This window comes from Epilithonimonas sp. JDS, assembly GCF_021261315.1.
Taxonomy (GTDB): Bacteria; Bacteroidota; Bacteroidia; order Flavobacteriales; family Weeksellaceae; genus Epilithonimonas.
The window spans coordinates 407,863-430,297 of the sequence record NZ_JAJSAX010000002.1; the positions used below are offsets into that span (position 1 = coordinate 407,863).

Consider the following 22,435-nt stretch of genomic DNA (forward strand, 5'->3'; position numbering starts at 1 on the left):
TATTTTGGAGCAATAATTGTAACTTTATCCTAGATGGACAAATCAATTCTACAACCTCGATTCAGGGATTCAGCACATTTCAAAAACTTTTGGGAAACCGGAAACGGCAAACAGCTCATCGAATTTTCCGGCGCAGAAGTCAGTTTTAAAGATTTCGATAAATTTTCTAAATATTATTATCACGTTGATGAAATTGGAGATCAAGTCGTAAAAGATATTTACTTCACACAATCCTTTCCTGAAGCTTCAAAACAAATTGAAAACTATATCCGGAATGGCGTTTCTGAAAACGATGATGTTCCAGAAAGTGTCAAATTACTTTTTGGGCAAACACAGTCAGTTCCAGATTGGGTAGATTTTGAATTGATAAAAAGTGGCGCAGAACTCTGTATGCGTTGCAATGTGGATTCTTTGATTTCACTGAGAGATTATTGTTTAATTGGTGGCTACGATTATGCCTATCTCAACAAACCATTGATTGTAACTGAGGCCTTGAAAAAAGGAGCGGTCAAACGCCTATCCGAGACGTTGGATTTTTGGGTTAATGTTACCCGAACCGACTCACTTCTCACCCACCGAAAAGGTTATGAATTTGCCATCAAAACGAGACTTATCCATTCCTACGCAAGACTTTCCATCAAGAAGCATTATAAAAATTGGGACACGAAAAACTGGGGAGAACCCATCAATTCCTGGGATATGATGGCAACTTACATCGGTTTCAGTCTGGTGTTTTTATACAGTTTAAAAAAATTAGGAAACACATTTTCTGAGCAAGAAGAAAAAGGTCTTTTTCAACTTTGGAAATATGTCGGCTATTTGTTGGGAATTCCAGAGGAACTTCTACCCGATGACAAAAAGCAAGCGACAGAATATTTCTATCTATGGACTTCTGTGCAACCTTCAGCGGACAAAGATTCCGTTTTGCTAGCACATTCGTTATTAAATGAATCTTTGGAGAATCCTATACTTAAATTTGATTTTCAAAGGCGAAACCTACGTTATCTTCACATCTGTTGCACTTGGTTTTTGTTGGACGATGAAGTTTGTGAAAGATTGGAAATTCCGAAAGTGAAAAACAGAAACCTATTTCCTGTTTCAAAAAAGATTTTCAATAAAATCTATGAAAAGACAATCAGCCGAGAAGCACGAATAAAGAAAGGAAATAAAGACCAAATGAAAGTTCTGACGGATTATTTGAACATAACAAAAAATTCAAATTTTCATTAATTTTCAATTGATAAATTAAAATCGCAAACTAAAATAATATTGGATTTTGATTTTAAAATTCCGTATTTTTGAGAATAATTTTTTGACATAATGAGTACAAACGACGATAAGAAAAAAGCACTACAACTGGTGCTGGAAAAACTAGATAAAACCTACGGAAAAGGTACCGTAATGACATTAGGCGAGGATTCTGTGGACCACACGATAGAAGTAATTCCATCGGGTTCATTGGGAATTGACCTGGCTTTAGGTGTTGGCGGCTATCCAAGAGGAAGAGTGATCGAAATCTACGGACCAGAATCTTCCGGTAAAACAACATTGACTTTACACGCCATTGCGGAAGCTCAAAAAACTGGAGGAATCGCAGCTTTCATAGATGCTGAGCACGCATTCGACAGAAGCTACGCTGCAAAATTGGGTGTGGATCTTGAAAACTTGATCATCTCTCAACCAGACAATGGTGAGCAAGCTTTGGAAATTGCTGACAATTTGATCAGATCAGGTGCAATTGACATCGTGGTGATCGATTCCGTTGCCGCTTTGACGCCGAAAGCAGAGATCGAAGGTGAAATGGGAGATTCGAAAATGGGTCTTCATGCAAGATTGATGTCTCAGGCTTTGAGAAAATTGACCGGTTCGATCTCAAGAACAAAATGTACCGTGATCTTCATCAATCAGCTTCGTGAGAAGATCGGTGTGATGTTCGGAAATCCAGAAACGACAACTGGTGGAAACGCATTGAAATTCTACGCTTCTGTGAGAATTGACATCAGAAAAGCAAGTGCACCGATCAAGAATGGTGACGAAGCTGTTGGAAGCCGTGTAAAAGTGAAGGTTGTGAAAAACAAAGTTGCGCCACCTTTCAAAATGGCTGAATTCGACATTATGTATGGTGAAGGAATTTCTAAGTCTGGAGAGATCTTGGATACTGCAGTAGATCTTGCTGTAGTTAAGAAAAGTGGATCTTGGTTCAGCTACGAAGACACCAAATTAGGTCAAGGCCGTGATGCTGTGAAAGACGTATTGAAAGACAATCCTGAACTTTCTGAAGAGATCGAAGGAAAAATCAGAGAGATTATCAAAAATAAATAACATCAAGGTTATATAAAAACAAAGGCTGTGAAAATTTCACAGCCTTTTTGTTTTATTTGAAAAAATAAGTGAGTCCTAAACTTATGACCTGTTCTGATTTTTTCTTGGCAACATTCGCATCCAAAGTCGCAATTTCTTCCGGCGAATTTTTAAGATCCGGATACGCGTTGGATAATCCGATGTCATATTTCAAAGCAAGTTCCAGCTGACGTTTGTAACTGAAACCAACACCTGCTCCCAATCCTAAATTGAAAGAATTTGCTTTTCCGTAAGTTTCTGTTTTATAAGATTCTTTAGCCGGATTTTTCACTTTCTGATCAATCAAAAAATTGAATCTTGGGCCAATCAATCCAAAAAACTCAGATTCTGCCTCGGAGAAATAGGCTTTGAAATTAACCGGAACGCTCAGATAATTATTGGCATACACAGCGTGCTCCCAACCTTTTGCATCCTCGTATTTTTTATCGCCACCTTCTCCGGCTCCAAAATATAAAGCTTCCGCCTGAAGATAATATTGCTCGCCCGCACCAATCGGCACTTGGGCAACAAAACCTCCCAAGACGGAAATTCTGGCTCCTGAAGGATTGTGCGCATTTCTAACTCTGGAATATGTTCCTCCTACAACAGCACCGAATTCAGTTGACCTGAAGTCAATCTGTGCCTGAGATAATAATGACGAGAAAATCAGAGATGCAAAAAGGATCTTTTTCATGTGTGTGTTTTAAATATTTTCTGGCTCAAAATTAAACAAAAAAAATGAGAAGCTCGGATAGAGCTTCTCAAAATATACTTTATAGAAAGATTTTAGTCAATTATATTATGCTAAAACTTTCGCTACTGTTACTCCAATCTCTGCTGGAGAATCTACAACGTGAATTCCGTTTTCTGCCATGATAGCCATTTTTGCCTGTGCAGTATCATCATCACCACCTACGATCGCACCTGCGTGACCCATTGTTCTTCCTTTCGGAGCTGTTTGTCCTGCGATGAAACCTACAACTGGTTTTGTAGAACCACTCGCTTTGTACCATCTTGCAGCCTCAGCTTCCAAAGATCCACCGATCTCACCGATCATTACAACCGCTTCAGTTTCCGGATCGTTGATGAACAATTCCAAAGCCTCTTTTGTAGTTGTTCCAATGATTGGATCTCCACCAATTCCGATTGCTGTAGAAACTCCGAAACCAGCTTTCACAACTTGATCTGCTGCTTCGTAAGTTAAAGTTCCAGATTTTGAAACGATACCAACTTTTCCTTTTTTGAAAACGAAACCTGGCATTATTCCAATTTTAGCTTCGTCTGAAGTGATGATACCAGGACAGTTTGGACCAATCAAACGAACGTCTCTGTCTTGGATATAATCCTTAACTTTTACCATATCAGCAACAGGAATCCCTTCTGTGATACATACAATAACTTTGATACCTGCCTCAGCAGCTTCCATTACAGCATCTGCAGCAAATGCAGGCGGTACGAAAATAATACTCACATTAGCTCCTGCTTTCTCTACAGCTTCTGCCACAGAATTGAAAACCGGCTTACCAAGGTGCTCAGAACCTCCTTTTCCCGGAGTTACACCACCAACAACGTTGGTTCCGTAATCGATCATTTGACCTGCGTGGAAAGTACCTTCGTTACCTGTAAATCCTTGTACGATAACTTTAGAATCTTTGTTTACTAATACTGACATTTTTTTATTGTAATTTATTGATTTTATAAAACTTTGTTATTCGCAAAAATAACGATAATAATCCAAAAATTTCTTGTAATCAATAATTTTTTAGATTAATAAAATATGATTTACTTCAGATTTTTGAGTTTTACTTCTTTTCTTAGGTAATCTCTGAACTCTTCCGCGATAGGTCCAAAGTACGTTCCTTTTTTCAAATCTCTGTTGACCCCACATTTCGCAAGAAGAACAGTTCCTTTTTCGATTCTTACGCCAGAAGCCATTCCGACTTGTCCCCAGATTGTCACTTCATCCTCGATGATGCAGCAGCCGGCGATTCCGGTTTGAGAAGCGATGAGACATTTTTTACCAACAATTGTATCGTGACCAATCTGGATCTGATTGTCCAGAATACTTCCTTCGCCAATAATTGTTGGATCCGTCACGCCTCTATCGATGGTGCAACCGTTTCCGATCTCTACATTATTTTCGATGATGACGTTTCCGACTGAGATCAGTCTGTCGAAATTTCCGTTGAGTTTTCTGTAATAAAATGCGTCACCACCTAAAACAGTGTTGGCCTGGATAATCACATTATCACCGATTACTGTTCTGTCTCCAATCACGACATTCGGGAAAATGTGGCAGTTCTTTCCTATTTTCACTTCGTTTCCAATTACGACTGAAGGATGTATGAAGGTTCCGTCTCCAACTTCCAGGTCGTGAAGTTCTTCTCTAAAGTTTGATATTCTTGTGAAATGTATATTGATCTTATTAAAATCCCTGAAAGGATCATCGGAAACCAAAAGTGCTTTTCCTGCCGGGCATTCTACTTCCTTATCTATTAAAATAATTGTAGCGTTGGAATTGAGCGCTTTGTCGTAATATTTTGGATGGTTGACGAAGACAATTTCTCCGGCTTTTACCATATGGATTTCGTTGGTTCCTAAGACTGGGAAATCTTCTGGGCCGATGTATTTTGCATTGATGATATCAGCAATGGTCTTGAGTTGTTGTGGCTGATTGAATGTCATAGTTTGATATTAGAATTTAGACATTAGATGTTAGATTTTAGATAAGAATCGTCTTAATGATTACGAATCTGCAGCCCGACTTGAACGAAGCTCTTTTTGTGAGGAGGAACGACGAGCAAAAAAGCGGGAGTGGAAGGCGGAAAAGCTGCCATAAAAAAACGAAAGCTGGAAAACTTAATGCTTCCAGCTTCCTGCTATATTTTATTTTACTCTTTCCAAGTAAGAACCGTCTTCTGTACTGATTTTGATTTTGTCGCCTGGCTCGATGAATAATGGAACCATTACTCTTGCACCTGTTTCTACGATTGCATTTTTCAGTGCGTTGGTTGCTGTGTTTCCTTTCACGCCTGGATCAGCTTCTACCACTTCCAGATAAACTGATTGTGGAAGTTCCGCAGAAAGTGGCGTTTCGTCCGCTTCTTTCAGGATGATGGTTACTTCCTCTCCCGCTTTCATGAACTGGGAATTTTCAATCATTTCTTTATCAAGGTAAAGTTGAGAGAAATCGTCGTTGTTCATAAAGTGGAATCCATTCTCGTCATCATACAGATACTGGAATTTTCTTGTGATCACTTTTACTTCGTCGATCTTGTGACCTGCGGAGAATGTGTTGTCCAATACTTTTCCGTTGGTTACAGATTTTAATTTTGTTCTTACGAAAGCAGGACCTTTTCCTGGTTTTACGTGTAGAAACTCGATTACTTTGAAAATATCATTGCTGAATTCGATGCAAAGTCCTTTTCTAATATCGTTGCTTGTTGCCATTAGTTATATATAAACTTGTATTATTTTTTATTCTTTGTTGGATCCGTATCCTTTTACAATTCCTCTTGGAGAATTCTGGATGAATGTAATAATCTCATCTCTTTCCATTGTTGGAAGCATTTCTTTTTCGATGTATTCTATTGCCTGAGTCGTGTTCATCTTCATTTGAAAAACAGCTCTGTATATTTTTTGAATCTCGAAGATTTTATCGTTGGTAAAGCCTCTTCTTCTAAGACCAACAGAATTGATTCCGGCGTAAGAAATTGGTTCTCTTGCTACTTTTACGTAAGGCGGAATATCTTTTCTGATCAATGAACCTCCGGAAATCATCACATGCTTTCCTATTTTGCCAAATTGCTGAACCGCAGAAAGTCCGCCCATTACAACAAAATCTCCAATTTCCACGTGACCTGCGATTCCACAGCCGTTTGCAATGATCACATTATCACCTACGATGCAATCGTGAGCGATGTGAGAGGTCGCCATAATTAGACAGTTGTTTCCGACTTTAGTGTATCCCAAAGCTTTTGTACCACGGTTGATCGTGACGCATTCTCTAAGCGTAGTTCCGTCGCCGATGATGACCTGAGTATCTTCTCCATCAAATTTAAGATCCTGTGGAACAGCACCAATGACAGTTCCAGGAAAAATTTTGCAGTTTTTCCCGATTTTTACATTTTCCATGATGGTCACATTTGGACCAATCCAGGTGTCGGAGCCAACAGTTACATTAGCACCAATGGTTGTAAAAGGTTCAATGGTTACATTTTTTCCAATTTTTGCGCGGGGATCTACTGCTGTAAGCTGATGAATCATAGATTAGTTTTTAGTTTTTGCAACTTGAGCCATTAGTTCAGCTTCTACAACAACGCTGTCTCCTACATAACCGTAACCCTGCATATGAACGATTCCTCTTCTGATCGGCTCTATCAATTCAATTTTGAATATCAGCTGATCTCCTGGAACTACTTTCTTCTTGAATTTCACATTGTCCATCTTAACAAAATAGGTGGAGTAATTTTCCGGATCCGGCACATTTGCCAAAACCAAAATCCCACCAACCTGTGCCATCGCTTCGATTTGCAAAACGCCTGGCATTACCGGTTCTTTCGGGAAGTGGCCAACGAAAAACGGCTCGTTCATAGAAACGTTTTTCAAACCAACCACGTGGGTTTCTGACAATTGTAAGATTTTATCAACCAGAAGAAACGGTGGTCTGTGAGGCAACAATTTCATGATGCCATTGATATCAAAAACAGGTTCTGCTTTCAGATCAAAATCAGGAACATTTTTTCTCTTTTGCAATTTGTATTGTCTATTAAGTTTTTTTGCGAACTGTGTGTTTACGAAGTGTCCAGGTTTGTTGGCAATCACTCTACCTTTGATTCTAACACCAACCAAAGCCAAATCTCCGATCACATCCAATAGTTTGTGACGGGCAGCTTCATTTGGGAAGTTAAGGGTAAGATTGTCAAGAATTCCGTTTGGACGGATAGAAACTTCGTCTTTACCGAAAGCTAATTTCAGTTTTTCTGTGGTTTCCGGTGTCAACTCTTTATCTACATAAACAATAGCATTGCTGATATCACCACCTTTGATAAGATTTGCATCCAAAAGCTGCTCCAACTCGTGCAAGAAACTGAATGTCCTCGCCGGTGCAATCTCTTCTTTGAATTCGGAAAGATTTTTCATACTGGCATTTTGAGTTCCCAAAACTTTGGTTCCAAAATCTACCATAGTTGTAATCTCGTAATCGTCTGCTGGAATGACTGTGATCTCGGAACCTGTGGAAGGGTCGATGTAGTTCATCACTTCTTTCACCACAAGATATTCTCTTGCAAGATCTTGTTCTTTAACGCCTGCTTTCTCAATCGCTTCTACAAAATATTTGGAAGAACCATCCAAAATCGGTGGCTCTGCACTATTCATTTCAAGGAAGGCATTATCAATATCCATACCGACCAAAGCAGCTAAAAGATGCTCGCAAGTATGGATTTTGACCCCTAACTTTTCCAGAGTAGTTCCTCTTTCTGTAGTGGTTACGTAATTGACGTCAGCCTCTACCTGAGGATGACCTTCTAGATCTGTTCTTACGAATACGAATCCGGTGTTTTCCTTAGCCGGTTTGATGGTAAGATTAACTTCTCTACCTGTGTGAAGACCAATACCCGAAAGTTTGATTTCTTCGCTGATTGTTTTTTGTTTATCACTCATTGTATTAGTTTTGAGGCGGGAAGAACTGTGTCTTGGCTCCTGATACCTTTACTCTGATTTTTTATTTTCTAAATCGTTTATTCTCTTGACTATGTCGGTAAAATTACGGAAATGTACGTAATTTCTTCTGTAATCGCTATAATTAATTGCTGGCGAACCGTAAAGTGTCTCACCATCTTTCGCAGCGTGGTTTACCCCACTTTGCGCCTGGATTTTGACTTGATTTCCAATTTTGATATGACCGACAATTCCTACCTGACCTCCAATCTGATTCCAGTCTCCAATAATTGTAGAACCTGCAATCCCAGCTTGAGCCGCGATCACATTGTTTTGACCAATTTTCACATTGTGTGCGATTTGAATCAAATTATCAATTTTGGTTCCTTTGCCGATCACCGTTGAACCGATAGTTGCACGGTCGATACTGCAATTGGAACCGATTTCTACATCATCTTCAATAATGACATTTCCTAATTGTGGAATTTTCTTAAAACCTTCAGCCGTTGGCTGGAAACCAAATCCGTCACCACCAACAACTGTGTTTGAATGAATAACGCAATTATCACCAACGATACAATAATCGTATATTCTTGCACCACTGTCAATTTTGCAATTTTTTCCAATCTTCACACCTTTACCGATGTAAACGTGCGGAAAGATCTGCGTGCCATCACCAACCGTTGCTTTCTCAGAAACATAAGTGAAGGCACCAATATACACATCTTCACCAACTTTTGCAGTCTCGTGAAAGAAAGATCCAGCTTCGATACCTGTTCTTCTACCCTGCATTTCTTGATAAAGATTCATCAGGATCTGAAAAGAAAGATAGGCATCTTCTACCGCAATGATTACAGGTTTATAATCTTTATTTTCTAATATTAAGCTTTCTGAAACAATTAGAACTGCGCATTCTGTATTCTCCAAAAATTCTAAAAATCTGGATTGTCCAATGAAAGACAAATGTCCCTTCTCTCCATTCTCAATAGGAGAAACGCCTGTGATGACCGTTTCGGGATTTCCGATGATTTTCCCGTTTATAAAATTTGCAATTTGTTGCGCAGTAAATTCCATAGTTTGCAAAGATAAATATTTTATTAATTATCCATTAATTAATTATGACGAATCAAAAACAGTTTTACTTTAATTATAAAATTTCTCTTGGAAAATAGGCGATATATTTCTTCGTCGCATTCTCCATACAACCAAATAATATCTGATTTTCAGACTCTTCTAATTTGAAAGTTTCACCTGTTTTATCCATCAGATAAATAGGCTGTTTCTCTGTATCATAAGGCAAAAGCGTTCGTGAAATTTGTCCAACCAATTCTTCTGCATTATCGATATTAAAGTGATGATTGGTCTTATCAATTTTTTCTTGAATAAATTCTTCAGAAAATGGTTTTGATGAAATGATACTTTTCGGAAAATCTCTATAAATTACCACTTTGCAAAGCTTAGCCAAAATAAAATCAGGATTCTCCGTCCACTCTTTTATCGCCTGGAAAACATCCATATCATCGAGCATTGTGAATCTTCTGATGTCTTCTTCCGTGGCTTCATCAAATTTATTCTTAATCAAAAAATATTTCAGGTTGGATGGCGCATCCAATTCCAAATTTTGCGAGACCAAATATTTTGCTCTGTTGAGAATCTGAACCAAAACGTGTTCTGCCAACGCCGCAGTTTTGTGATAATAAACCTGCCAATACATAAACATTCTGGCGGTCAAATAATTTTCGATGGAATAAATTCCTTTTGCATCAATGACCAATTTTTCGTTACTCACGTTCATCATTGAGATGATTCTTTCCACATTCACGTCGCCTTCGGAAACGCCTGTATAAAAACTGTCTCGCTTCAAATAATCCATTCTATCAACATCTAACTGCGAGGAAATCAATTGGTTGAAAAACACCCTGTGGTATTTTCCTTGGAACATTTCAGTCGCCAAATCCAATTTCCCATCAAACTCTTCATTCAATCGCGTCATCAATAAAATCGAAATTTTCTCGTGGTGCCAATCGTCCATCAACCTGTTTTCCAAGGCGTGGGAAAACGGACCGTGACCAATATCGTGCATCAAAATAGCCAACATCGCCGCTTCTTCTTCCTCTTTTGAAATCTTGATTCCTTTCAGCTTCAAAGTTTCCAATGCTTTGAACATCAGGTTCATCGCACCAAGAGCGTGGTGAAATCTTGTATGTTTTGCGCCTGGAAAAATCAGTGAAAGCAAGCCGGTTTGGGAAATGCGTCTCAGTCTCTGAAAATAAGGATGTTCTATGACGTCAAAAAGAATCTCGTGTGGAATTTTGATAAAGCCGTGAACGGGGTCGTTGATGATTTTGAGTTTGTTCTGCACAATCTATAAATGATAGTTGATAAATGATGATTGATACAAAAATAGGGAAATTGGATGATTTTATTTGATTTGATTTGTATATTTGAGTGATTACCTTTTTAATAAAACTAAATGAAGTCTCTCTTATATTTAATAATAATTGTTTTATCTATTGAATCTTGTGAAAAGAAATCTCACAATCTGATTGAACAAAAAACCGAAAAGGAAGAAAAGGTTTTTGTTCCAAAGATTGGCAAAAAATTTTTCGAGTACGACTTCATAGATTATTACAAAAGTGATTACGATGAATACAGTGTTTTAAAATTGGAAGAAAACAAAAACAAATCGAAAGCTGATAAATTAAAATTTGACGTTGTAGTAGGAAATTTTCCAGAGAATATTACTCAAACCAATTTCTTAGAATCAATGAATAAAATAGGTTTCACGAAACAAGAAATTCCAAAAAATAAATTTCGTGAAATTGATAAAATATTTATTGATAAAACAATTGACGAAAGTGGCACCTACGCTTGTATCGCAGTTTATAGAGATATTTTAGTTTTTAAAAATCAAGGAAAAATAGTTGGGATTGCAAAGATTTGTTTTAGTTGTAAGCAACATCAGATTATTGGAACCAATGTTAATACTGATAATTTTGGTCAAAATGGGGATTATGACAAACTTAATACATTGTTAAGCCAAAATAATTAATCACACCAAAATCCGCAAACTCTTCGGCAAAACCTTGATAGAAATCGGGGATTTTATCTTTTTGAATTCGCCGTCGATGTGCCAATTTTTGGTGTTGACTTCAAATTCCACCTCTGACACGGGAAGATAGGAAACGTAATCGTCGTCTTTCAAACGTTTTGCAAACATCCGATACGCGAAAAACGGTGAATAATAAAGCGGAAACTTTTTGACCAAAACCAAATCCACCAAACCATCACTTTTGCTCGCCATTGGCGCGATGTAGGCGTTGTTGCCGAACTGTCGTGTGTTGGCGACATTTACCATCAAATAAGTTCCGTTATAGGATTGAAATTTGGAATCGGAAAACTTAATTGTGATTGGTTTGTAATTGAAGAATGTCTCGATGGAAACTTTGATGTAGTTTTTGAAACCGCGATTGGTCTTTTCAAATTCCTTCACGACTTTTCCGTCAAAACCAGTTCCTGAAACATTGATAGAGAAATGTTCGTTCACCGTAAACGTATCGATTTCACGGAATTTCTCATTTTTAATTTTATCTAATAATAAGGAGATATTTTTGCTAAAATTCGTTTCGTTGGAAAATCCGTTTCCTGAACCTGCGGGGAAAACTGCCAGAATTTTTTCTGAATTAATGAGTTTTTTCGCCACCGTGGAAATTGTTCCATCGCCACCAACAGCCACAAAAACGTCAACATCACCCCAATGCTCATCAATGAAAGCATCTGTATCTTCCAGAGATTTCGAAACCAGAAACAAAGGATTATCTACTTTTTTTGAAAGCTCGTCCAAAAAAGGTTGGTAGTTTTTCTTTGCGGAAAATGGGTTGATGATGAAGGCTACGTTCATAGGTTCAAAAGTAAAAATACTCTGAGGATTTCAGAGTATTTTGTTGAGTTATTTTATTTTTAATTTAAAAAATTGGTCGCTCCTCTGGAGCTTTGTATGTATTATTCGGTTCTTTTCTACCAACAGTTTCTCCGCTCTGCGGTTCTATTTTTTAACGTTAATCTAAGAGAGGTCCTTCTCTGAACTTTGATAGTTATTTTGACCTATACTCTTTGCTTTGAGATTGTATTTAGATAAAATATTATTACTAAATCCTTTTATTATCAGCTTTCCAATGATTGATGTTTTCTTTGATTTTGGAAGCGGACCAATCGTTTTCGCTTGCTTTGCTCATTAATTCAACCAAATCTTCGTCTTCTGAAAATCTGAGTGCGAAAATCTGAGAATCGGAAAATTGATATGGTAAACTTTCAAGCCTTGTGCCTGTCAAAGTGAAATAGCGAAGTTTGAATTCATTAATGATAATTCTGTCCTGAAGACCAACCGCGTAATGTTGTCTCAACATATATGATATTAGAATTATCAAAATTGAAGCGAAAGAAATCGCAGCCCAAATCCATACAAACTCTTCGTTGACATTGATGTTTTTCCACAATCTGTAAAGTGAAAAAACGAGTAAAACTAAACCGGCCGGATAAACCACAAAATGATGCAATGGATAAAACTTGCGATAATTCTTAAGATTTTGGTTGCTCATTTTATTTGATTTTATATTGTTGGATGAATTCTGGTTTCAGTTGGTCCTTGATGTCTTTGAAATTTAAAGTGATATAAACCACGCCAGCTGCGTAAGCCGTGATTTCGTACTGATTGTAAACGAATGTGATTTTATTCTGGTCAAAAAAGAAGTTATTGTTCAGTTCAATTTTATCTACCAAAAGCATTTCTTTTTGTTCTGGCTCATCAAAATGATTTTGAAGAATCTTGTTCCAACTGACATCTGTCGGATTTTTGAAAATATCGTTTTGCGAAATCACTTTGTTATTTTTCAAATCAAAAGCTTTGTAACTTTCGAAATAATAGCCGTGTGCACCGCCAGAATAACCGTTTCCTGCATATTGCAAGGTCAAAATATCGTCTTGGTTCGAAATCAGTTTCATTGCTGACATTTCTTCCCAGGTTTGTTTGAACTCCGGCATATACTCCTGCGAATCATCCTTTTTTAAAGATTCCGTTTTGAACTTCTCTAAAATCCCAGAAAGTGTTTTCTTAGAATAATCTTCAGAACTGATATTTGCAGGTTTGTAGATGCTGTCGAGAAGTGTTTTGTTGGTAATATCCGGAAATAATAAAATTTGTTTTTCGAAGGATAAAGTCAATGTTTTTGCAACTTTTACAGAATCTTGAACTCTCAAGGAATCGATGGCGAATTCTTTTTTGGTTTCTATGCTATCGGATTTTGTGCTGGAAACTTTTGTGTTTTCTGTTTTATTACAGGACGAAAGTAGAACTGCGAAAGATAAAATTGCGATTAAGTTTTTCATAAATTTAATTTTTAGAATGATAACAAAAAACCTTCCAAAATTGGAAGGTTTTAAATTATAACTTAAACGTCTATTCTTGCGTAGACTGCGTTCTTTTCAATAAATTCTCGTCTTGGTGGAACCTCATCGCCCATCAACATTGAGAACGTTGAATCTGCTTCTACTGCATTTTCAATCGTTACTTGTTTCAGGATTCGGTTTTCTGGGTTCAATGTTGTTTCCCAAAGTTGCTCAGGATTCATCTCCCCAAGACCTTTATAACGCTGAACCTCAACACCTTTTCCGTCCGGAGCCAATTCCAAAGTGAATTGTTCACGCTCTTTCTCGTTGTAAGCATAGATTTTTTTGTTTCCTTTTTTCAAAAGATACAAAGGCGGTTGTGCGATGTAGATGTATCCATTCTCAATCATCTCATTCATAAAACGGAAAAAGAATGTCAGAATCAAAGTGGAAATGTGAGAACCATCGATATCCGCATCGGTCATAATAACGATTTTGTGGTATCTTAGTTTGCTCATATTCAAAGCTTTGGAATCCTCCTCTGTTCCTACAGAAACACCAAGTGCCGTATAGATATTTTTAATCTCCTCGTTGTCATAAACTTTGTGAAGCATTGATTTCTCAACATTCAAAATCTTACCTCTCAAAGGCAAAATCGCCTGGAAATGACGGTCACGACCTTGCTTAGCCGTTCCACCTGCGGAATCTCCCTCGACAAGGAACAATTCTGACTCAGCCGGGTCTTTGGAAGAACAATCGGATAATTTCCCTGGCAATCCAGAACCACCCATCGGCGATTTTCTCTGAACCATTTCTCTCGCTTTCTTCGCTGCCTGTCTTGCTTTCGCTGCCAAAACAACTTTCTGAACGATGATTTTTGCTTCGTTTGGATTTTCCTCAAGGAAGTTTGTCAGCATTTCGCCAACGATTTTATCAACCGCTCCGGAAACTTCGGAGTTACCTAATTTCGTTTTGGTTTGACCTTCGAACTGAGGTTCCATTACTTTTACAGAAACCACAGCAGTCAATCCTTCACGGAAATCGTCACCTGTAATCTCCACTTTTTCTTTTGCAGGAATCCCAAGGTCATCAGCATATTTTTTAAGCGTTCTTGTCAAAGCTCTTCTGAAACCTGCCAAGTGCGTTCCACCTTCGTGGGTGTTGATATTATTAACATAAGAGTGCAAATTCTCCGTAAACGATGTGTTGTAACGCATCGCCACCTCCACAGGAATCCCTTCTCTTTCGCTTTCCATAAAAATCACATTCTCCATAATGGACTCACGGTTTCCGTCGATGTATTCTACGAATTCTCTAAGTCCACCTTCCGAATGGAAAATCTCTGACTGGAAACTTCCGTCTTCGTTTGGATGTCTCTCATCAATCAAAGTAATCGAAATCCCTTTGTTAAGGAAAGACAACTCTCTAAGTCTGTTCGCCAAAGTATCGTAGTTGTACACTAATTCCTGGAAAATAGTTCCGTCTGGCTGGAAGAAAACTTCCGTTCCTCTTTCTGCTGTAGTTCCGATTTCGGCAACATCTGCCAAAGCTTTTCCTTCAGAATATTTTTGTTGATATAGTTTTCCGTTACGGCTAACTGTCGCCACTAACAAGGTTGAAAGTGCATTCACACAAGAAACCCCAACGCCGTGAAGACCACCGGAAACTTTGTAAGAATCTTTATCGAATTTACCGCCGGCTCCGATTTTGGTCATTACCACCTCAAGCGCAGATTTCTGTTCTTTCTCGTGGAAATCAACTGGAATCCCACGACCGTTATCTTTTACAGAAATGCTTTCACCTTCGTGAATAGTCACTTTGATTGTGTCGCAATAGCCTGCCAGCGCCTCATCAATCGAGTTGTCCACTACTTCATAAACCAAATGGTGAAGACCTCTCACGCCAACGTCGCCGATGTACATTGATGGTCTCAACCTCACGTGTTCCATTCCTTCCAGGGCCTGGATGCTACTCGCTGTATATTCTTTTTGACTCATATTTTTTATATTAAAGACATAAGACTCAATCTTTCAAATAGTTAGCTTGAGAATATTTCTTTTTAATTTGTTAAATTATTTTGTTAAAATGCTTACAAATATCGTGATTTTTTTCGAGATATGAAAGTATTAAATTGAGGCAGAAAGGAGAAGTTTTTAACAGGGAAGCTTGGGTATTAAATAAGGTTTTTAAAATAAGGGATAGTATTATCTTGATTATTTTTTACAAATTCTATAATGAAACTAGACAAGATTGCAAGACACAATTTTCTACTTTAAAGTCTTAAAATAAAAATAATAACTTACAAAATCATCCAATAATTTGAGATTAAAGATTTTGTATATTTGTTTTATAATAATATGAAATGACAACCATTACCATAAAAATAAACGAACGCACAAAAGCAGGGAAAACCTTGAAGAATTTGATTGAATTGTTTTCAAAAGAGAATAAAGGTGTTGAAATTGTGGAAGAGAAAAGTCCTTACAACCCAGAATTTGTCGCAAAAATATTAGAAGCTGACAAAAGAGGAAAATTCGTTGAAGTAAATCCAAAAGATATATGGGGAAGTTTAGGCTTAAAATAGAGGAATTGGCTGAAAACCATATCAAAAAAATTTACAAATCTGGAAATCAAGGAAACATAAAGAAAATCGAAAAAATACTTTTAGAACTTTCCGAAACTCCATATTCAGGAACTGGTCAACCGGAGCAACTTAAACATCAGCTTACAGGTTATTGGTCGAGAAAAATCAATCAAAAAGACAGAATAGTCTATCGTGTTGATGAAGATAAAGTTATCGTTTTTATAATCTCAGCAATTGGACATTATGAAGACAAATAAAAGTCTGATAGAAAAAACTGTCAGACTTTTGTATTTTTAATTACCCAAAAATTCATCCACTTTCTGCGCACATTTTCTTCCTTCTGCAATTGCCCAAACCACCAAACTCTGCCCTTTTCTCGCATCACCACAAGAGAAATACTTGGTCTGATTGGTTTTGAACTCCTTATCATTTCCGATGAGATTTCCTTTCGGGTCGAGGCTGATATCCAAATCTTCCACCAAACCCTTGTGCTCGACGTGCGTGTAACCCAAAGCGATGAAAGCCAGGTCACAATCAATAACAAATTCTGAATTTGGTTTTTCTGTGTAGAGATTCCATTTTCCGTCGGCATCTTTTGTCCATTCTGCTTCTACCAATCGGATTCCGGTCAGATTTCCATTTTCATCCTTCACAAATTCTTTGGAATTGACAGACCATTTTCTGTCAACACCTTCTTCGTGAGATGACGTGATATGCAAAGTCATCGGCATCGTCGGCCAAGGCATCGTTTCGTCGCGCTCGGTTGGTTGCATCGGTTTGTAATAGATTTGATAAACCACTTCCGCACCTTGACGATTTGAAGTTCCAATACAATCCGAACCTGTATCGCCACCGCCAATTACAACGACTTTCTTCCCTTTTGCATCAATATCGTTTTCATTAAATGAAATTCCACTGACTTTTTTATTGCTTTGAGAAAGATAATCCATCGCGAAATGAACACCTTTTGCATCACGATTCGGAATCATCAATTCTCTTGGAACGGTACTTCCCAAAGCGAGAACAACGGCATCGAAATTTCGATTAAGTTCTTCTACAGAATAATTGACACCGACATTGACATTGGTTTTAAACTCAATCCCTTCTTCTTTCATCCATTGAACACGACGTTCGACGATATTTTTATCCAGTTTAAAATCCGGAATTCCAAACCTTAATAACCCACCGATTTCCGGGTCACGCTCGAAAACCGTGACTTGATGTCCCATTTGATTTAATTGATGTGCCGAAGCCAAACCAGCTGGTCCAGAACCCACAATAGCAACTTTTTTATCTGTTCTGAATTTTGGAATAATAGGTTTTGCAAATCCTTTTTCGAAAGCAATCTCGATGATATTCTTTTCAACTTCTTCTATCGCAACCGGCAAACTGTTGATTCCCAAAACACAAGCACCTTCGCAAGGCGCAGGACAAATTCTTCCCGTAAATTCAGGGAAATTGTTGGTTGAAATCAATAATTGATAAGCCTTTTCCCATTGCTCCTTGTAAACCGCTTCATTAAATTCCGGAATCATATTTCCAAGCGGACAACCACTTTGGCAAAACGGAACGCCACAACTCATACACCGCGAGGACTGTTTATGAAGATAATCCTCGGAAATCGGTCTGTAAAATTCTTTATAATGCTGAATCCTTTCTTCCACAGGAAGTTTTTTCGGCAATTCTCTATCGTATAATAAAAATCCGTCTGCTTTTCCCATTATCTCAATTCATTTATTTTATTTTCAATCGCTTTTTTATACTCTCGCGGATAGACTTTGATGATGTGTTTCAAATTATTTTCGAAGTCACTCAGAAGATAGGAAGCCAGTTCGCTATTCGTCATCTCGAAATGTACTTTAATCAAATCATTAATAATCGATTTATCATCTTCCGTAATCTCTTCCAGGTTTGCCATATCGGGATTGAAATTCTCTTCCAAAGACCTCTCGATATCCCAAACGTAGGCAATTCCACCACTCATTCCCGCTCCGAAATTCCTTCCGACACCACCAAGAATCAATACTGTTCCGCCAGTCATATATTCGCACCCATGGTCACCAACGCCTTCTACAACGGCAGTTGCGCCGGAATTACGAACAGCAAAACGCTCGCCTGCCATTCCGGAAACAAAGATTTTCCCTGATGTCGCACCGTATAAAGCGACATTTCCAATGATGCTATTTTCGTGCGCTTTGATGACAGTTTCTTTATCATGATAAACCGCCAGCTTAGCTCCCGAAAGTCCTTTCCCAAAATAATCATTCGCATCGCCTTCCAGAATCATCGTGATTCCTTTATTACAAAATGCACCGAAACTTTGGCCAGCTGTTCCTTTAAAATTGAATTTCAGAGAATCTTCAGACATTCCTTCTGAATGATATTTTTTGGTCAATTCGTGAGAAAGAATTGTCCCGACTGTTCTGTCTGTATTTTTAATTTGAAAATAAGCTTCGGTATTTCCATTTTCTTCGATTGCCGATTTAGAATCTTCCAACATCTTCCACGAAAGCGAATCATCAATGCCGTGGTCTTGATTTTCATTTTTAATGATAGGCAAATAGGTTTCAGGCTTGAAAAGAATTGGACTCAAATCAATATTTTTATGTTTCCAAAATGAAATATCTTTTTTCGTGGTCAAACATTGTGATTGCCCGACCATTTCGTCAATCGTTCTAAATCCTAAACTTGCCATTATTTCTCTAACTTCCATCGCCAGAAAAGTGAAATAACTGACCAAATGTTCTGGTTTTCCTTTGAACTTTTTCCGAAGTTCTTCATTCTGAGTTGCGATGCCGACCGGACAAGTATTGAGATGGCATTTTCGCATCAGAATACAGCCTTCTACAATCAGCGCAGAAGTGGAAATTCCCCATTCTTCCGCACCAAGCAAAGTGGCGATAACGATATCACGACCAGTCTTCACTTGACCATCAACCTGTACAGTCACGCGCTGACGAAGTTTATTTTTAATTAAAGTCTGTTGCGTTTCCGCCAATCCCAGTTCCCAAGGCAATCCTGTATGTCTTGTTGAACTCAAAGGAGAAGCTCCGGTTCCGCCGTCATAACCCGAAATCAAAATATGGTCGGCTTTTGCTTTTGCAACGCCGGAAGCAATCGTTCCGACACCGGCTTTTGAAACCAATTTAACCGAAATCCTTGCGTGGCGATTGGCATTTTTCAAATCAAAAATCAATTGCGCCAAATCCTCAATCGAATAAATATCGTGATGTGGTGGTGGCGAAATTAATCCAACTCCCGGAGTCGAATGTCTGGTTTTCCCAATCCATTCATCCACCTTGAATCCTGGCAATTGTCCGCCTTCGCCTGGTTTTGCACCTTGCGCCATTTTGATTTGAATCTCTTCTGCTTCCGCTAAATATCTCGCCGTCACTCCAAATCTTCCAGACGCAACCTGCTTGATTGCCGAACGCATATTATCCCCATTTTCATTAATGGTATAACGATTTTCATCTTCGCCACCTTCGCCTGTATTGCTTTTCGCGCCGATTCTATTCATAGCAATCGCGAGTGTTGTATGCGCCTCCCACGAAATCGAACCGAAAGACATTGCACCAGTTGCAAAACGTTTCAGAATATTTTCCAAAGACTCAACTTCATCAATCGAAATCGCTTCTCGGTCATTTTTAAAATCCATCAAACCTCTTAGCAGAGAAGCTTTCTCGGATAATTGATTGACGGTTCTTGAATATTTTTTAAACAAATCATAACGGTCATTCCACGTTGCCTGTTGCAAAAGATGGACAGATTGTGGATTAAATTGATGGTATTCATTTTCCGGTTTCCATTGGTAAATTCCGCCAGGTTCCAATACTTTTTGAGGAAGTTTTGTTCCGAACGCATTGAAATGTTTGACTAAAGCTTCTTTGGCTATTTCATCAAAGCCAACGCCGTTGATTCTGGAAATCGCGCCTGTAAAGCAAGTGTTGACGACGGTTTTATCAATCCCGATGATTTCGAAAATCTGTGCGCCGTGATAAGATTGTAACGTAGAAATCCCCATTTTCGAAAATATCTTCAACAAACCATCGCCGACCGCTTTTTTGTAATTGTATTTCAGTTGGTCAAGGTCGGCTTCTTCACCAAATTCATTCTTATGAAACATCTCTCTGATACTTGCCAGAGCGAGATAAGGATTGATAGCCGTAGCGCCGAATCCCAGCAAAGACGCAAAATGATGAACCTCCCAAACATCGCCAACTTCCATCACCAAACCTACTTTCCTGCGAACACCTTTGCGAATCAAATGGTGATGAACAGCCGAACAAGCCAAAAGTGAAGGAATCGTCGCGTGACCAGAATCCATCGAACGGTCGGAAAGTACAATCACTTCAAAACCGTCGTCTACCGCATCTGTCGCGTAACGGCAAATCCTGTCAATCGCTTTTCTAAGATTTCCATCTTTTCCGTCAGACTTGAAATAAGTATAAATCGTTTTCGACTGGAATTTTCCCGTATCGACACTTCGAAGCTTTTCTAACTGTTCATTATTAAGAATAGGATTATCGAGTTTTATGGAGTGTGCAAAATTCTTATCCTCTTGCAAAAGATTCCCACTTCCGCCGATAATCGTCGTGAGAGACATTACCAATTTTTCACGGATTGGGTCGATTGGTGGATTTGTAACCTGAGCGAATAATTGTTTGAAATAAGAACTGAGATGTTGTGGTTTATCACTTAATACAGCTAAAGGCGCATCGAAGCCCATAGAGCCAATTGGTTCTTTTCCGTATTCAGCCATTTCTTTGATAATGACATCCAAATCTTCTCTGGAATATCCGAACGCTTTTTGATATTTGAAAATATCTTCTGACTGCAATTTGTTGAAACGGATTTTCGGACTTGGTAATTCGTTGATATTGATATTCATTTTATCCAACCAATCTCGGTATGGTTGTGAAGTACAAATCTCTTTCTTCAGTTCTTCATCACTGATGATTTCGCCTTTTTTCATATCAACCAAGAACATTTTTCCAGGTTGTAGACGACCTCTTTTAATAACCTTCTGAGGATCAACAGGCAAAGCTCCAGATTCGGAAGCCATAATCACGCGGTCATCCGAAGTCACGCAATACCTTGAAGGGCGAAGTCCATTTCTATCAAGCGTCGCACCGATAATTTCGCCATCGGTAAATGAAATGGAAGCCGGACCATCCCAAGGCTCCATCATACAAGCGTGGAACTCGTAGAAATCTTTTTTGTAAGAATCCATTTGGTCGTGACCATCCCAAGCTTCCGGAATCAACATCATCATCGTATGTGGAAGTGATCGCCCTGAATGATAAAGCAACTCAACCATATTATCCAGATAAGAAGAATCGGATTGGCCAGGTTTTGTGATTGGCAAGATCATATCCATTTCCTGCGCCGTGAAATTGGGACTTTCGAATGTTTTTTCGGATGACCTAAGCCAATTGAGGTTTCCTCCAATCGTATTGATCTCGCCATTATGCGATAAAAAACGGAAAGGTTGCGCCAAACTCCAAGTTGGATTTGTGTTTGTGGCAAAACGGGAATGTACCATTCCAAAAGCGGAACGAAGTGTCGGATCCGTGAGATCTTTGAAATAATTTCGGATCTGGACAGAACGCAATTGTCCTTTGTATATTAGTTTTTTGCACGAGAATGAAGCGACATAGAAACCAATCGGATCATTGCTGGTCACGCTCATAATCTGATGCGAAATATAATTTTTGAAAACAAAGAGTTTTCTTTCCAAATCTTTTTCCGTTTCCGTATCATAAGGACGTTCTACAAAAAGCATTTCCATCACAGGTTCGACGCTTTTCGCCAAATCACCTAGATCCAAATTGTTTACAGGAACCGGACGATAACCTAAAATCTTAAGACCTAATTTCTCAGCAGATTGCTCGATGATCTCTTTGCATTCCTGTCTGATGAAATTGTTCTGCGGAAAGAAAAGCATTCCTAGTCCGTAATGACCCGGCTCTGGAAGGTCGATTCCGTAATTGAGTGCTTCATCGTAGAGTAACTCGTGCGGAATTTGAATTTGAATTCCAGCGCCGTCACCAGTATTGCTTTCATAACCTGTTGCGCCCCGATGCTCCATATTTTCGAGCATTGTAATTGCGTCGCTGACGATCTTGAAACTTTTGACACCTTTAATATTAGCGACAAAACCGACGCCACAGGAATCGAATTCTGTTTTTGCTAAATAAAGTCCTTGATTTTGTGGATTTGAATTTTGAGAAATTTCCTTGGCTCTTTTCATCTTCATTCTTTTTGGATATTACCAAATTTAATGAAAAAAGAAAGAAAAATGATTTTAAATTACCAATTCAGCAATTATATAAAACATAATCAGAATTAAAATCAATAAAATAATATAATTTTTATCAATAATTTACATTAAATTAACATTAGGCGATTATTTGTTAAAATTAAATTAATATTGAAAATACTTAAATAATTGACAATTAACAT

At 38.3% G+C, this 22,435-nt stretch carries 19 protein-coding genes; 5 read left to right on the plus strand and 14 right to left on the minus strand.

Translation table 11 applies throughout. The features are described 5' to 3' along the window. The first annotated feature begins 33 nt into the window (after positions 1-33). Positions 34-1,230 (plus strand): oxygenase MpaB family protein, encoded by a 1,197-nt coding sequence (locus tag LUD75_RS08580; protein WP_232705263.1) that lies wholly within the window; start codon positions 34-36, stop codon positions 1,228-1,230. Positions 1,231-1,320: 90 nt separating this feature from the next. Further along, on the plus strand, positions 1,321-2,322 hold the full coding sequence (recA, locus tag LUD75_RS08585) for a recombinase RecA (RefSeq protein WP_034964953.1): 1,002 nt from the start codon (positions 1,321-1,323) through the stop codon (positions 2,320-2,322). A 52-nt stretch (positions 2,323-2,374) separates the two neighbouring features. On the opposite strand, the gene LUD75_RS08590 is transcribed toward recA, so the two are convergent. From LUD75_RS08590 to LUD75_RS08625, 8 genes are all read right to left on the minus strand, one after another. After that, positions 2,375-3,034 carry a porin family protein gene (locus tag LUD75_RS08590; protein WP_232705264.1) on the minus strand — a complete coding sequence of 220 codons (660 nt, stop codon included), beginning with the start codon at positions 3,032-3,034 and terminating at the stop codon, positions 2,375-2,377. 105 nt (positions 3,035-3,139) lie between these two features. Continuing rightward, positions 3,140-4,012, minus strand: a complete 873-nt coding sequence (sucD, locus tag LUD75_RS08595; protein ID WP_034964951.1) for a succinate--CoA ligase subunit alpha — start codon at positions 4,010-4,012, stop codon at positions 3,140-3,142. Positions 4,013-4,122: 110 nt separating this feature from the next. Beyond that, positions 4,123-5,025 (minus strand): LpxD N-terminal domain-containing protein, encoded by a 903-nt coding sequence (locus LUD75_RS08600; protein ID WP_232705265.1) that lies wholly within the window; start codon positions 5,023-5,025, stop codon positions 4,123-4,125. 201 nt (positions 5,026-5,226) lie between these two features. Next, positions 5,227-5,790, minus strand: a complete 564-nt coding sequence (efp, locus tag LUD75_RS08605; RefSeq protein WP_232705266.1) for an elongation factor P — start codon at positions 5,788-5,790, stop codon at positions 5,227-5,229. A 27-nt stretch (positions 5,791-5,817) separates the two neighbouring features. Further along, positions 5,818-6,606: an acyl-ACP--UDP-N-acetylglucosamine O-acyltransferase gene (gene lpxA / locus LUD75_RS08610; protein ID WP_232705267.1), complete on the minus strand. Its 789-nt coding sequence runs from the start codon at positions 6,604-6,606 to the stop codon at positions 5,818-5,820. Positions 6,607-6,609: 3 nt separating this feature from the next. After that, positions 6,610-8,004: a bifunctional UDP-3-O-[3-hydroxymyristoyl] N-acetylglucosamine deacetylase/3-hydroxyacyl-ACP dehydratase gene (locus LUD75_RS08615; RefSeq protein ID WP_232705268.1), complete on the minus strand. Its 1,395-nt coding sequence runs from the start codon at positions 8,002-8,004 to the stop codon at positions 6,610-6,612. Between the two features lie 48 nt (positions 8,005-8,052). Next, a complete protein-coding gene (gene lpxD, locus LUD75_RS08620; RefSeq protein ID WP_232705269.1) occupies positions 8,053-9,075 on the minus strand; it encodes a UDP-3-O-(3-hydroxymyristoyl)glucosamine N-acyltransferase in 1,023 nt (340 codons plus the stop codon). Between the two features lie 73 nt (positions 9,076-9,148). Further along, positions 9,149-10,363, minus strand: coding sequence for an HD domain-containing protein (locus tag LUD75_RS08625; RefSeq protein ID WP_232705270.1), 1,215 nt, complete (start codon positions 10,361-10,363; stop codon positions 9,149-9,151). A 111-nt stretch (positions 10,364-10,474) separates the two neighbouring features. On the opposite strand from LUD75_RS08625, the gene LUD75_RS08630 reads away from it, so the two are divergent. Continuing rightward, positions 10,475-11,053, plus strand: a complete 579-nt coding sequence (locus LUD75_RS08630; RefSeq protein WP_232705271.1) for a hypothetical protein — start codon at positions 10,475-10,477, stop codon at positions 11,051-11,053. Here the strand turns inward: LUD75_RS08630 and LUD75_RS08635 are convergent, their stop codons facing one another. The 4 genes from LUD75_RS08635 to gyrB all read right to left on the minus strand — a co-directional run bounded on the left by LUD75_RS08635 (position 11,054) and on the right by gyrB (position 15,383). Beyond that, positions 11,054-11,902: a diacylglycerol kinase family protein gene (locus tag LUD75_RS08635; protein ID WP_232705272.1), complete on the minus strand. Its 849-nt coding sequence runs from the start codon at positions 11,900-11,902 to the stop codon at positions 11,054-11,056. Between the two features lie 247 nt (positions 11,903-12,149). Beyond that, entirely contained in the window at positions 12,150-12,599 is a 450-nt protein-coding gene (locus tag LUD75_RS08640; RefSeq protein ID WP_232705273.1) for a DUF6526 family protein, read from the minus strand. A gap of 1 nt (position 12,600) precedes the next feature. After that, positions 12,601-13,386: an RsiV family protein gene (locus LUD75_RS08645; protein ID WP_232705274.1), complete on the minus strand. Its 786-nt coding sequence runs from the start codon at positions 13,384-13,386 to the stop codon at positions 12,601-12,603. Positions 13,387-13,448: 62 nt separating this feature from the next. Next, positions 13,449-15,383: a DNA topoisomerase (ATP-hydrolyzing) subunit B gene (gene gyrB / locus LUD75_RS08650; RefSeq protein ID WP_232705275.1), complete on the minus strand. Its 1,935-nt coding sequence runs from the start codon at positions 15,381-15,383 to the stop codon at positions 13,449-13,451. A gap of 365 nt (positions 15,384-15,748) precedes the next feature. Between gyrB and LUD75_RS08655 the strand changes: the two genes are divergently transcribed. Together LUD75_RS08655 and LUD75_RS08660 are read left to right on the plus strand one after the other, a co-directional pair. Then, positions 15,749-15,970, plus strand: a complete 222-nt coding sequence (locus LUD75_RS08655; RefSeq protein ID WP_232705276.1) for a DUF2683 family protein — start codon at positions 15,749-15,751, stop codon at positions 15,968-15,970. After that, a complete protein-coding gene (locus LUD75_RS08660) occupies positions 15,946-16,227 on the plus strand; it encodes a Txe/YoeB family addiction module toxin (RefSeq protein ID WP_232705277.1) in 282 nt (93 codons plus the stop codon). Before LUD75_RS08655 ends, LUD75_RS08660 begins: the two co-directional genes overlap by 25 nt. A gap of 36 nt (positions 16,228-16,263) precedes the next feature. Here the strand turns inward: LUD75_RS08660 and LUD75_RS08665 are convergent, their stop codons facing one another. Both LUD75_RS08665 and gltB read right to left on the minus strand, forming a co-directional pair. After that, complete coding sequence (locus LUD75_RS08665) at positions 16,264-17,691, minus strand: glutamate synthase subunit beta (RefSeq protein WP_232705278.1); 1,428 nt, start codon at positions 17,689-17,691, stop codon at positions 16,264-16,266. Then, positions 17,691-22,223, minus strand: coding sequence for a glutamate synthase large subunit (gene gltB, locus LUD75_RS08670; RefSeq protein WP_232705279.1), 4,533 nt, complete (start codon positions 22,221-22,223; stop codon positions 17,691-17,693). The genes LUD75_RS08665 and gltB overlap by 1 nt, the downstream gene beginning before the upstream one ends. Positions 22,224-22,435 lie beyond the last annotated feature (212 nt).